This window comes from Vibrio owensii CAIM 1854 = LMG 25443, from assembly GCF_000817815.1.
GTDB lineage: Bacteria > Pseudomonadota > Gammaproteobacteria > Enterobacterales > Vibrionaceae > Vibrio > Vibrio owensii.
Map to the genome: position 1 here is coordinate 41,840 of NZ_JPRD01000057.1, position 13,044 is coordinate 54,883.

Consider the following 13,044-nt stretch of genomic DNA (forward strand, 5'->3'; position numbering starts at 1 on the left):
GTGGTAGCGCATCTAAATAACCGAGTTTGTAAAAGCGTGAATTACTGACACTTTTGTTTGACTTGATCGAGGTACGGGAACAAGAAGACAAAGCGCCCAACGTAGAACAAAGTGAATGCCAGCCATAAACCGTGATTGCCCCAATATTGCACCGCAATAAATTGAGTCACTAAGAACAACACCATGGTTAGGAAGGTAGAGTTACGTACTGGTCGCGTCGTCCCTGTGCCAGTAAAGATGCCGTAAAACGTCAGACCAAAACCAGCAACCAACGGGAATGCCAATAACCAAGGGCTCATGTCTAGATACAGCTCAACAAGGTTTGGCAAAGTGGTAAACAACGTCACTAATTGGTGTTTGAACAGCACCAACAACAAGGTCAATACAACGACAAACGCCGCGGTCCATTGCGTGTTTAGCTTAATCACGTTATCAAGCAATGTCGGATTCTTCTGCCCTACTGCTTTACCTGCGAAGACGCTCGACGCATTCGCCACACCATCGAACATATAGCTGACGATGAAGGTCACTTGCATCAAGATTGCGTTCGCCGCGAGCACATCAGAACCTAGTTGAGAGCCTACACGCGCCATCATGTTGAAGAACACCAGTAGACACACAGTACGAAGCAGCAGATCCATATTGGAAGACGCGATAACTTTGAGATCTTTACGCGTCATTTTTGCGGTCTGAATGTAATCAAACAGCGGGAAGCGACAGGTTTTCAACACCAGCACTGCACCGATAACAAACGTCGAGATTTGCGCGATAAGTGTCGCCACCGCAACACCAGCAATCCCCATATCGAAGTACAACACAAATACGATATCCAGCACGATGTTCAGCACGTTACCAAACACTTGCGTGAACAAGGTTTCTTTGGCTTTCGCCTGCCCCATCAACCAACCAATCACGGTGTAGTTCAGCAGTACAAACGGCGCACCAAAGATCATGATATCGAAGTAAATCTTAGCGTTTTCGGCCACGATAGCATCAGGGGAGATAATCAGCTCTGCCCCCATCCAAATCACGGACTGCAACGCAATAAAAATCAAGCCAAGGCAGAGCGAAAGCACGAAAGGACGGAATAAGCTACTCGCTTGATCTTCTGGGCTATTTTTACCTAATGCGATTGCACTTTGCCCGGTAGTGCTGACGCGGAAAAAGCCAAACAGCCAATACAAAGTATTCATGATGACGGTGCCGATCGCCACACCACCAATCATCTCAGCCACACCAAGTTTACCGATCACCGCGGTGTCCACCGCCCCCAATAATGGCTGGGTAACAGTAGAAACGATGAAAGGAAATGCGATTTTAAAATAGTCTTTATGAGTCAGATTCATGATTTGAAAAAGTTGGTTAGAAAAGTGCAGAACGCGTGAAGAGTCGGTTTAAGTCATCTTGCCACCGAACTGCATTCTATTTGTTTAATGGGCTCAAGTTAACCACAAAATGGGAAAAAGAATGAGAACGAAAATCAATAAATAGTTAACCCATCGGCTTTATTGCCACCCTATGCATCTCAACAGGTAAACGGATAAATCGTCGATAAATAACCACACTAACAGTAATGAACAATGTTCAAATGCCACCAATGTTATGTTATAACAATTTCCACTTTTCATATTGCTTCACACATAGGTAATCGGATGTCCATTTTTGGATCGTTTTCTCTTTCTAGATTACGCCTAACTCTTACTGCTCTCTCGCTGCTGTTTTCTTGTTTTGTCCACGCCCACCCTCATTCTTGGGTGAGAATGGAAACCAAAATCAATATCAAAGAAGATAAGATTCAATCGCTCTCAATGAACTGGGAGTTTGACGCCATGACCACGGCTTACATGCTCGCGGGAGAGAAACTCACCGACGAAAATCGAGATGAAGTACTTTCGACACTCTCTAGTCAGGTGATTTACAACCTTCTATCAAGCCATTACTTCACCTACTTTTATGCCGACGATGAACCGATTCGCTACAAGATGGTAGAAGAAGGGTCTATCGAGATGAATGGCGCAAAAGCAACATTGAAGTTCAATCTTGAACTCGCTAAACCCACCAGTATCTACACGCCTGATCTGCGTCTGCTTATCTTTGATCCGAGCTACTTCGTAGATATGAGTTGGGAGCACAAGCATGCCATCACCATCAATGAGCCTTACGCTGATCGTTGTCATATCGACGTGGTTGAACCAAACCCAACACCAGAGCAAGTGACTTACGCGATGTCACTCTCTGTTGATGCAGATCCAGATAACGAACTCGGTCAGCTATTTACCCAAAAAGCCCTCTTCACCTGTGAGCCGAAGGAGAACTAATGGGAAGCTCGCCAGTCTTCAAACGCGCTCTGTTCGCTGTGTTTAGCGTAATGCTATTAGCCATTACTCTGCATATTTGGAATCACTTCCCTGCTTACTGGATGCAGTTGATTCGGCTTCAACGTGACACGGTAAACTCGCTCAGTGAATACCTGATGCTCATCAGCCAAGGGCAACTGTTGTACGGTTGGTACTTGTTGGGCTTCAGTTTTCTGTATGGTTTGCTGCATTCGGTTGCGCCTGGACACGGCAAAACAGCAGTGACGTCAATGAGCCTGATTCATGGCTACCGTCGTCGACAAGCGCTTGTATTGGTCGCGATTATTGCCGCATTACAAGCCGCGAGCGCGTGCATTCTTTTCGTGATTACCGCCAAGATTGCCGAGCAGTTTGCTTTCAGCCTTTCCGATAATGTTCGTCTGCTAACGCAAGGTTGTGCGGTGTTTATTATCTTATTGGCGTTGAAAGAGTTTGCGTCTGTGGTTAAACGCCGTATCAAGCAAACACCCTCTCAAGAAGATGATGATTCCGAAAACTCTAACGGCAATATTTCATGGAAAGCACTGCTGCTTATTGGCTTTCGCCCTTGTACTGGCGCGGTGCTGGTTCTATTTCTCTCTAACATGTTAGGCAGCTTAATGTGGGGCATGATCGCGACATTCGTGATGGCTTTAGGGACAGCAATGACCAACTCGATATTGGTGTTCAACGCTTTAACGATTCAACGCCAAATGAAAAACCACAGCGCCAAACCTAATGCCAACTTGAGTGATACGCTTAACCTTGTTTTGGCAGTTACTATGGTGGCATCGGGTTTTATTCTCTATAACTTTGCCAGCGTGGCAGGATTGCAGAACTTCGTCAGATAAGTACCGACAACAATAAACGCAAAAGCCCCAACACTTGGTTGGGGCTAAATTTACATTGGTTTGTATCTCGATACTGCGTGTTACTTAGGCTCGCGCAACAGATACAGCATCAGCTTCAATGGCGTTTTCGCGATAATGCTGTGAGGCAAATGCGCGTCCATTAGTAGCCAAGCGCCAGCTTTTAGTTCCTTCGCCTCTTCTTCTAATGTGAACGTACATTCTCCTTCGAGTATTTGTGCAATCGCTGGTACTGCTGCAGTATGTTCACTCATTTCTTCACCTTCGGCGAACCCGAAGATAACACCTCGCAAACGCTCACTTTTGTACACAGGACAACTTGTGATACCTGCTTTGGGGATATCCACTTCGCTGGCGAGATCTTCATATAAAGTGTATTCAAACATGATTTAGCTTTCCTTCTTTCTTGCGACAAGCGTTATCGCAGATAGTTTTTTTTCGTGTTTGCGGAAAATCTTACGCATGCCTAACACACGCTTTCTTGCTTGCGGTTTAGTCAGTACGTTTTTCACGATTTTTAAGAACCCACTCAAGCCTTCATCGGCGATAACACGTTTTGGTTCGAGTAAATGCATTGGAGCAACGGCTTCAAATTCAACGACAAAACCATTCTCTTCCATCAGAGCTTTCCACTCTGCGGGTGTGATGGGTTTGGCGGGGTGTTGAATAGTCTCGGAAACTTCTCTTTGAATCGCGCGCTTTTTATCTTCATCGATAGTATCTGGCGTAATGCATAATTCATGGATACCGTAACGCCCATGAGTCGCGAGGATTCGAGCAGCCTCAGCAATAATTTCGTTTTTACGCGCATCGGATTGCATCGTCAGCATAGCTTCGCCATAAACCACTGAAGCGCATTCTGGCTCTAACCCTGTCTCTTGTGCATTCCCGACATGACAACGTTGGTTTGCACCCTGTAAGTAAGAGCGAACAATCTCCGCTGCCTGCTCATTTTGTTCGATAGCGGTGTAGCTTGCAGGGGATTTTTCCAAGCACAAACGTGCCGTGTAACCCATACCGGGCGCGAATTCGACAACGCGGTCATCACGCGTAATCGCCAACCCTTGTAGCATTTTTTGTGTTAGTTCTTTGCCACCAGGACGCAGCACTTTCTTACCCAGTTGAGCGAGTACCCAGTGTCCCGGTGTTTTTGTCACTTCTCGCCCTTCATTGGGCATCGCTAATCGTTTAGACATAATGACTCCTAAGCAAAGATGGCGACGGGAACAAAAAGAACGACCAGACCGCACAAGGCAACCCATCGAAATACGTGACTAATACCGTCCATAACTGTTCTCCTTTCTCAGGTTGGATAAGTTGGCACATTAATCAATAATGATTATTATTTGTATCTTATCCCCCAAGTCCGAATTTGCTGCTTGATAATTATCAAGCTAAGGAAAACAGCGTGCCCGGTTCTATTGTTTCGCTACTTAACGAAGAAGAAAAAACGCAACTCTTTTCAAAACGCTCGCCTTTGCATTGCGATGCAGGACATCAACTGTTTGAACGTGGGGAACCTGCGGAAAATATGTATTTGGTAGAGAGAGGAAAAGTCTCGCTGTTTCGTTTGATGCCAAACGGAGACGAAAAGCTGTTTCGGGTGTTTATGGCGGGAGAAATGATTGCGGAAATGGCGATGTTTATGTCTCCAAGAATCTATCCGATGAGTGCCCGTGTCGATCAGGATACGGAGTTGTCTGTGTTCCACTACCAAGATGTGTTAACGGTGTTTACTCAGTCTCCGCAGACTTCATTAAAAGTCATGAACTACATGACCAACCGCATCCACCAGCTGATGGATACCGTGAACATTTTGACGCAAGTAAACGCGAACCAAAGACTGGTGATGAAGCTGGCTGACTTCTATCGAGCTCAATCGAGAAGTGAAGGGAAAATCACGTTACCCGTGACAAAAAAGCTGCTTGCAACACAGCTAGGGATGACGCCAGAAACGCTTTCTAGAACGTTCAAAAAACTGAAAAACGATGGTTTTATTACTGAGTGCGACAGTCATATCACGCTGCTAGATATTCCCGCCATGTGCGAAGCCGTGGAGTTAGCTCCAGAAATATTCCAGCAAGATTTAGCTTAAACGCCCTAAAACAAAAAAACAGCTCCTAGTGAGCTGTTTTTTATTGTTTCTGAAAGCGATATTCCAGAGCTGATCTTACGCTTTCTTCACAAACTGCGCCGTAACCATCATCTCGCCAGCGCCATCAACTTTGCAATCTAGCTGATGATCTTTGCCGTCTTTAATGCGACGAATCACCGCTTTGGTGCCGATCTTAAGTACCAGCGAACTGCCTTTTACTTTTAGGTCTTTCGCTAACGTGACCTTATCACCTTCTTGCAGCAAAGTGCCGTTGGCATCTTTCACGTTTACGGCATCTTCATCTGCCGCCTGAGTTGGGTTCCACTCATAAGCACATTCTGGGCAAACAAGCTGGTCTTGGTCTGGGTAAACGTATTCTGAGTTACAGTTTGGGCAAGGAGGTAGAGACATAAGTAATTACGAGCTATTGAATTTGCGGTTATGGTAAAGGGTATTGCTCACCTTATCGAGTAGATTTGTCAAAAAACGCCCTCACAACTTAGCCATCCCTCTTTGGAAAGGCATTCAAGATAAGGGCGTGTTTCTGTTTGATTAAAGCTCTGTACCGTTGGATGCGATGACACGCTTATACCAGAGGAAAGACTTCTTTGGTGTTCGGTTTAGCGTACCGTTGCCTAGGTTGTCTCTATCTACATAGATAAAGCCATAGCGCTTACTCATCTCACCCGTTGATGCCGCTACCAAGTCGATACAACCCCACGGTGTAAAGCCCATCAGCGGAACACCATCGGTAACCGCATCGGCCATGGCTTCTACGTGTTGGCGCAGATAATCAATACGGTAATCGTCTTGTACTTCGCCATTTTCATCCGGTATATCTTTCGCGCCCAGACCGTTTTCTACTAAGAACAATGGCTTTTGGTAGCGATCATAAAGGGTGTTCATAGTAATACGCAGGCCAAGCGGGTCAATCACCCACCCCCAATCGCTGGCAGGCAAATGTGGGTTCCTAATCGACTTCACGACATTGGCTTCACTGGTGTTATTGGCATTCATTTCTGCCGATGCACAACGTGAGGCGTAGTAACTGAATGAGATGAAATCGACCGTATTTTTCAGCGTCTCGTAATCTTCTTCATGAATCTCCAGCGTCACGCCTTTTTCATCAAACACTTTCTGCGCGTAAGACGGGTAGTAGCCACGAGACTGAACATCAATAAAGAATAAGTTCTCACGATCTTTTTGCATCGCTGTGAACACATCTTCTGGCTTGCAGCTGTATGGGTAGAAGTTCCCACCCGCCAGCATACAGCCAACTTGGTTCTCTGGATTGATCTCATGAGCAATCTTAGTCACCAAGGCGCTGGCAACAAGCTCATGGTGCGCGGCTTGATATTTCACTTGATCGCGGTTTTCACCCTCTTGGAACAACAAACCCGCACCTGAGAATGGGCTATGCAGAAGGATGTTGATTTCATTGAACGTCAGCCAGTATTTCACTAACCCATCAAAAGCTTCGAAACAGGTTCTTGCGTAGCGTTCAAAAAAGCCAATCATCTTACGGTTTCGCCAAGAACCATATTCGTTCACTAGATGCATTGGCACATCGAAATGGCACAGCGTGACAAGCGGCTCAATGCCGTACTTGTGGCACTCTTCAAATACGCTGCGGTAGAAATCAATGCCTGCTTGGTTTGGCTCTAATTCATCGCCTTTCGGGAAGATTCGGCTCCATGCGATCGACATGCGAAAGGTCTTGAACCCCATCTCGGCTAGAAGTGCGATGTCTTCTTTATAACGGTGATAAAAATCGATGGCTTGGTGGCTTGGGTAGAATTCTTCTTCACTCAATTCCACCGAATCGACAAGGCCGAGTTTGATTGGCATTCGGTTCTCACCATAAGGGATCATATCCACGGTCGTGAGCCCTTTGCCACCTTCTCGGTATCCACCCTCAGATTGGTTTGCTGCGATTGCCCCACCCCATAGGAAGTTTTCTGGGAACACAGATTTAGACATCTTATTTACCTCTTAACATAGAGCCACCAGCAAAGGCGGCTCTATCAATTATTCAAATCTTGGTTATGCGGAAGCTGGCTTTGCAGGCTCTAACACCGTTACTTGTTCTTCGGCTTTTTCTTTATTTGCGACGTCTTTGTTTGCGATAGCTTCGCCTTCCTCGTCTTCATCGTTCGGGATGTCCTCAAAACCAAGGATTAAAGTCAGAGCGAAAGAAAGCACAATCGACAGAGCAATCAGACCAAATACCCATGCGATGCTCATCGGGTCGTTCACATCAAAGAACTGCACACTAGTGAACAAGCTCGGCGCTGCCATTGAGTGGCTCGCCAGCCCTGCCATGCCAGCAAGTGCACCCACGATGAAACCAGTGATCATGGTCGCGATGAGTGGTCGTTTCAGACGAACAAGCACGCCGTAAAGTCCAGGCTCTGAGATACCCGCAAAAATTGCAGACGCCCCCGCCGCACTCGCGGTTTGTTTTAGTTCGCGGTTTTTAGTTTTCCATGCAACCGCAAGACAAGCGCCACCCATGCCGATGTTGGCACCAATTTCCGATGGCATAACCATGCCTTCACGGCCAGTTTCAGCAATAGTTTGAATGATGGTCGGTGTAAATACGCGGTGCATACCTGTCAGAACCAATAGTGGCCAAAGTGCGCCCATGATCGCAACTGACAACCAACCTAGAGTGCTGTGAATGGTGTAAACCAATGCGGAAAGCGCAGTACCAATCCAAATACCTAGTGGACCAATCAAAACGATCGCCAGTGGTGCCGCAATCAATACGATCAGCATCGGTTTTAGGAAGTTCTTCGTCACAGCAGGTGTGATGCAATCAACCCAGCGTTCGATGTAGGACAGCGCCCAAGTCATCACCAACACAGGAATAACGGTGTAAGTGTATTTCACCGAAGTAATTGGAATGCTGAAGAAGTCGACATGCTTGCCATCAGCCGCTTGCGCCATCAACTCCATGAAGTTCGGATGAATCAACACGCCCGCAATCGCAATGGAGAGTGACATGTTGGTTTTGAATTTGATTGAAGCAGACGCGGCAACCATAACGGGTAGGAAGAAGAAAGCACCGTCGCCAATCGCATTGAGGATGATCAGTGTTGAAGAATCATCATCAAGCAAGCCTGTCATCTTAAGAACCATAGCCAGCAGCTTCACCATTGAGCCGCCGATGATCGCCGGAATCAGTGGCGACATGGTGCCGACTAATGCATCAAGGATCTTAGCGCCAATCACTTTTGGAGTAAGCTTGACCTTTTTCTCTTGCTCACTCGATTCTGATGAAGAAAGGTTACACAACGCCATCACTTCTTTGTACGCATAAGATACGTTATTGCCAATGATGACCTGACATTTATCACCATTGTGAACCACGCCCATCACACCTTTGATGCCCTTCAGTGCTTCTGCATCTATCTTACTTTCATCGCTTAATACAAAACGCAATCGCGTCATGCAGTGCGTTAGTGCCACTACGTTTTCTGCACCGCCCAGCTTCTCTAGTACTGAACGAGCAATGATGCCGTAATCTTTCGCCATCTTTCTCACTCCAATTATTATTCATCAACCTGTAGGAGGTTGTTTTCTTGCTGCGAACCTTCAAATGAGAATCAACGAAATCGAACACAACAACCAAGTTACCGGTAACATGTTACTGGTAACTATCGGTAAATAAACCGCGTATTCGTAGAACAAGTTCAAAGTGGGATAATGGCTGGAATCCACTGCAAGGTGAATGAAACAGCGAAATCTAAACATGATTCACGTTCTCAAAGACGTAAATCTGATCCGCTATTTCATTGATGAAGCTAATGATGTTGCATATAAGCAAGAAACCATCATTTGAGAGGATTAAGCAGGTAAATGTGAGGTGGATTCAAACGAGCACTAATGAAATGTCATACGACTAACGCGTAGCATCAACGCGAGTAGCGCAAATGTAGCCAGGCACAGATGAAGCCAACTAAAACGGCTATCCAAGCCCTCTTCCAGAGAAAGGATTACCTGTCGATTTTGCTCTAGATAAACCAACTTATAGGGCGCAGCAACATGTCTGCCTGTTGCGAAGATCACACCAAACTTCACCTCTTGATTGAGCAATCCGTTTGCAGTGCCAGGTTCAGTAAGAGCTTCCACAATCAATCCATTCGGGTGGATTTCCAGATCGTAATAGCTGCCAGACGAGACAATAAACCCTTCAGGCGGGACATCAAAAACCACCACACCACCTGATGCGTGTGTGACCGTTCCTTTATAGTACTTAACTTCTTCCTCGGCTGGCTCTGAGTTAACTTGATAGACGATCAGACCAACAATGGAGAGTAAGATTAACGTCACCAATTAGAGGTGTGTTTTGGTGTAATTAGGGTTAAGGAAACGCATGAATGATAAGAGATAGCTCATTTCACCTCCCAACCTTCATCGTGAATCGGTTTGAGTGGTGCAACAAGCAAATAAATAACCCAGCAGAACCACAACAAAAACAACAACGCACAAACCCATAAGACTTTTTCAGGTCTTCCCGTTTGTCGAGAGGTGGTAATTAACATAAAGGGTAAGGCCCAACCGACTACGATAATTGCAGTCATGATCATTCCTACAACGATGTCCATCTCATCTCCCTATCTTGAACTTCTCACACCTTTAATCAAAAGGTTGCTTATCAATGAAGCTCGTAACATGTCATTTTTCAATAAATAGAGCAAGTAACATTTATAAAACGTTAAGTTTGAAACAAAAAAGCCAGAGTCATGCTCTGGCTTTGCTTTAATAGAGGTGATTGCTAGCTTTTCGCTTCTTCCACCTTACGAAGGTTGGTCATTTGCTCCATGACTTTGTCGACTGAGAAGCTTGGGATCTCTTGTCGTGGAGGGAACTCTTTAAATGACTTCAACATCTCTGCGACTTTCTGTTGAGCAGGAACCAACAAGAACACATGCTCAAACTGCCATTTCTTGTAGCCAAAGCCTTGATCGCCTTTCTCAAGTGGATCGACTTGAAGATCGAAAATCATAGGCAAACGCAAGTTAGTCAGCTCTTTAGTCCAAACATCCCAGCCTTCATGTTCTTGGATCTTGAAGTGCATCTTGAATCGTTTATCACGCATAGCAAGCAGCTCGCCATCATCAGACCAATAGAAGAACTCATCACGTGCTGACTTGTCTGTTTTACCCGTAATAAAATCAACTTGGTTGTAGCCATCAAGGTGGTTTTTGTAAGTCTGATCTGCCGAAGAAGACTTATATCCTTTCAGCAAATCTTGCTTGATGGTGTCATTACCTGCAATGGATAGTAACGTTGGGAACCAGTCTTCACTCGCGAACATGTCGTTCAGCTTGGTGTTTGGCTGTATATGACCAGGCCAACGAATCATTGCCGGTACTCTGAAGCCCCCTTCCCAGCCGGTGTTCTTCTCACCACGGAATGGGCTAAATGCCGCATCTGGCCACGTCGCATTCATCGGGCCATTATCCGTGGTGTAAATCACAATGGTGTTGTCCGCAATCTTCAAGTCATCGAGCTTATCAAGCAAATCGCCAACCATGTTGTCGTGCTCGACCATACCGTCTGCGTATTCGCCAAGCCCTGTTGTACGGTGCTCTGCTTTCACGTGAGTGCTGATATGCATGCGCGTTGCGTTGTACCATAAGAAGAACGGCTTATCGGCTTTGACCTGACGCTCCATGAAGTTCATCGCGGCATCAAGGGTCTCTTCATCGACCGTTTCCATACGTTTGCGCGTGAGCGGCCCTGTATCTTCGATCTTGCCATCCGCATAAGAGTGAATCACACCACGCGGGCCAAAGTTCTTACGAAACTCGGGATCTTTCGGGTAGTCTGGGTTCTCTGGCTCTTCCTCTGCATTTAGGTGGTACAGGTTCCCCATAAACTCATCAAAGCCATGATTGGTTGGCAACATGTCGTCTTTGTCACCTAAGTGGTTTTTACCAAATTGCCCCGTGGCATAGCCCATGTCTTTTAGCGCTGTTGCCATGGTGATATCTTGCATTTGCATGCCTTGCGCCGCACCAGGTAGACCTACTTTCGTCAAACCAGTACGAGCTGGCATCTGACCTGTGATAAATGTACTGCGTCCTGCGGTACAAGATTGTTGTGCATAGTAAGTGGTAAATAAAGCGCCCTCTTGAGCAATACGGTCAATATTAGGCGTCTCATAACCCAACATGCCTTGGTTGTATGCAGAAATATTGCCGTAACCGACATCGTCCCCAAAAATAACCAGCATGTTAGGTTTAGAGGCCGCATGGGCTGCAACCGATGATGTGGCGGCCACCATCGCAAGCGTTAGTGTAGATTTATTTATCTTCATAATATTATTTCTATAATGGTTCTTGGTTGAGTGAATTAATGAGTATTTAAATAAAAAGAAGCGTATTCACTTTCTATAGAACTCAAGAACATTATTTAATTAGGAAGAGTAAAGGTGGTTATATTTAAACAACCACCTTTATTGAATATACGACGAAAGGTTAACTACGGCCTCTCAATTCAATTGGCTGAGATTCATCGACTTCACTTCGGGTCACTGAGCCACCAGCGCGTGAGTCATTTCGACCTTTGAGCGTCATTTCTGGTTGAACACGCTCATACTGTACCTGATTGCCTTCTGGCATCGTCATATCAATCGTACCCGTGTATGTGCCTTCACCCGCGACAGCTGCGTTGCCAAAACAAATTGCGAGACTCAGGATTATCAGTCTTTTCATAAATACCCTCTCTCTTAGTCTTTTTCTAAAATATTTTACTTCTAATAATTTGAGAACGTTTATACTCAAACTTCATTTTCATAGTAGTAGAGATAATAAAAAACAGACAAGGAAAGATGACCTTTCCAATTTGGATAGATATAAGAAAACATATTATTTAAAAACTAAAAGTTATATTGAATATAACTCTATTAATAATCCGTAACTGGTATAAAGAATGGTAATAAGAAAAATACTATTCACTATGGGCTTGCTGATCGTATATTTAGAAGACGTCTTGAACATTAAATACCACAGCATAAACAAATACATAAGAAACTCGCTGCTTAACTTTAAAAGCAATGCGTTGTGATACATCCCATTTGTCCAAAACTCTTGAGGGGCGTTGGCAAAGTATCGACTCCATAAGACTTGGTAGCCGATAACAATAGGCAGAAAGGCGAATCCTACAACTTGCCAAAAACTCAAAGCTGCTTTACGCCGATTACTGCCCAGTTGCTTTTTACCATCTTGGTTCATGGCTTACTCACCCAAATCCTTAGCCGCAAAGTTCGTTTTAAAGGTAAACGCGTATGGTGTGTCTCCGTTTTCACGCAGATGTTGTAACCTTTCTAAAGCTTCCTCTGGCGTGGGCTGATGATCGTCTTCAACCCACCACAATACGTAGGTATCCTCTGCCAAGCGATGAAACCACTCCCCCTTACGACGCATGAAATCACGATGATGGGTTCTGAACATAAAGTTCTTCAGCGCATCCACGTTATCCCACACCGACATATTGACGATCATATTTGGGTCATCGAATAGCTTAATGTTGGTGGCATCACCAGATTCGTCTTTGAGCCGCCAAACAAAGCCTTCACTCTGTTCCGCTATGCCATTTACCAAGTCGAGATTATCGATGAAATCCTTTATCTCCGGTGCATCCAGCGGATACTTTGACAACGCAATATTCAATTGAGCAAGCTTCATTTGATCCTCCCTGATCGTTGTTAATTGAGTAGGAAACTAATAACAAT

Annotated in this window: 15 protein-coding genes; 3 read left to right on the forward strand and 12 right to left on the reverse strand. The window is 45.3% G+C overall.

The genetic code is table 11. The annotated features are described in order from the left end of the window. Positions 1-41: 41 nt before the first annotated feature. Positions 42-1,346 (reverse strand): MATE family efflux transporter, encoded by a 1,305-nt coding sequence (locus tag H735_RS25580; RefSeq protein WP_020195654.1) that lies wholly within the window; start codon positions 1,344-1,346, stop codon positions 42-44. A 306-nt stretch (positions 1,347-1,652) separates the two neighbouring features. On the opposite strand from H735_RS25580, the gene H735_RS25585 reads away from it, so the two are divergent. Then, the gene (locus H735_RS25585) at positions 1,653-2,318 is read left to right on the forward strand and encodes a DUF1007 family protein (protein WP_080641577.1); all 666 of its coding nucleotides are present in this window, start codon (positions 1,653-1,655) and stop codon (positions 2,316-2,318) included. After that, complete coding sequence (locus H735_RS25590; protein ID WP_020195652.1) at positions 2,318-3,187, forward strand: nickel/cobalt transporter; 870 nt, start codon at positions 2,318-2,320, stop codon at positions 3,185-3,187. Before H735_RS25585 ends, H735_RS25590 begins: the two co-directional genes overlap by 1 nt. An 80-nt stretch (positions 3,188-3,267) precedes the next feature. Here the strand turns inward: H735_RS25590 and H735_RS25595 are convergent, their stop codons facing one another. Together H735_RS25595 and H735_RS25600 are read right to left on the reverse strand one after the other, a co-directional pair. Further along, a complete protein-coding gene (locus tag H735_RS25595; RefSeq protein WP_009698239.1) occupies positions 3,268-3,591 on the reverse strand; it encodes a cupin domain-containing protein in 324 nt (107 codons plus the stop codon). Between the two features lie 3 nt (positions 3,592-3,594). Beyond that, positions 3,595-4,401, reverse strand: coding sequence for a class I SAM-dependent methyltransferase (locus H735_RS25600; protein WP_020195651.1), 807 nt, complete (start codon positions 4,399-4,401; stop codon positions 3,595-3,597). A 212-nt stretch (positions 4,402-4,613) separates the two neighbouring features. On the opposite strand from H735_RS25600, the gene H735_RS25605 reads away from it, so the two are divergent. Beyond that, a complete protein-coding gene (locus tag H735_RS25605) occupies positions 4,614-5,300 on the forward strand; it encodes a Crp/Fnr family transcriptional regulator (RefSeq protein WP_020195650.1) in 687 nt (228 codons plus the stop codon). Between the two features lie 75 nt (positions 5,301-5,375). Here H735_RS25605 and H735_RS25610 read toward each other — a convergent pair whose 3' ends face one another. From H735_RS25610 to H735_RS25650, 9 genes are all read right to left on the reverse strand, one after another. Next, complete coding sequence (locus tag H735_RS25610; RefSeq protein ID WP_020195649.1) at positions 5,376-5,711, reverse strand: zinc ribbon domain-containing protein YjdM; 336 nt, start codon at positions 5,709-5,711, stop codon at positions 5,376-5,378. 141 nt (positions 5,712-5,852) lie between these two features. Next, on the reverse strand, positions 5,853-7,280 hold the full coding sequence (locus tag H735_RS25615) for a 6-phospho-beta-glucosidase (protein ID WP_020195648.1): 1,428 nt from the start codon (positions 7,278-7,280) through the stop codon (positions 5,853-5,855). 63 nt (positions 7,281-7,343) lie between these two features. Further along, positions 7,344-8,837, reverse strand: a complete 1,494-nt coding sequence (gene ascF / locus H735_RS25620; protein ID WP_020195647.1) for a PTS cellobiose/arbutin/salicin transporter subunit IIBC — start codon at positions 8,835-8,837, stop codon at positions 7,344-7,346. Positions 8,838-9,185: 348 nt separating this feature from the next. Beyond that, on the reverse strand, positions 9,186-9,635 hold the full coding sequence (locus H735_RS25625) for a hypothetical protein (RefSeq protein WP_152447609.1): 450 nt from the start codon (positions 9,633-9,635) through the stop codon (positions 9,186-9,188). 62 nt (positions 9,636-9,697) lie between these two features. Further along, positions 9,698-9,910, reverse strand: a complete 213-nt coding sequence (locus tag H735_RS25630; RefSeq protein WP_020195644.1) for a hypothetical protein — start codon at positions 9,908-9,910, stop codon at positions 9,698-9,700. A 170-nt stretch (positions 9,911-10,080) separates the two neighbouring features. Further along, the gene (locus H735_RS25635) at positions 10,081-11,628 is read right to left on the reverse strand and encodes an arylsulfatase (RefSeq protein WP_020195643.1); all 1,548 of its coding nucleotides are present in this window, start codon (positions 11,626-11,628) and stop codon (positions 10,081-10,083) included. 160 nt (positions 11,629-11,788) lie between these two features. After that, positions 11,789-12,025, reverse strand: coding sequence for a VPA0252 family protein (locus H735_RS25640; RefSeq protein WP_020195642.1), 237 nt, complete (start codon positions 12,023-12,025; stop codon positions 11,789-11,791). A 171-nt stretch (positions 12,026-12,196) separates the two neighbouring features. Further along, a complete protein-coding gene (locus H735_RS25645; RefSeq protein WP_020195641.1) occupies positions 12,197-12,544 on the reverse strand; it encodes a hypothetical protein in 348 nt (115 codons plus the stop codon). Positions 12,545-12,547: 3 nt separating this feature from the next. Further along, positions 12,548-12,997: a DUF3291 domain-containing protein gene (locus H735_RS25650; RefSeq protein WP_020195640.1), complete on the reverse strand. Its 450-nt coding sequence runs from the start codon at positions 12,995-12,997 to the stop codon at positions 12,548-12,550. Positions 12,998-13,044: the final 47 nt, after the last annotated feature.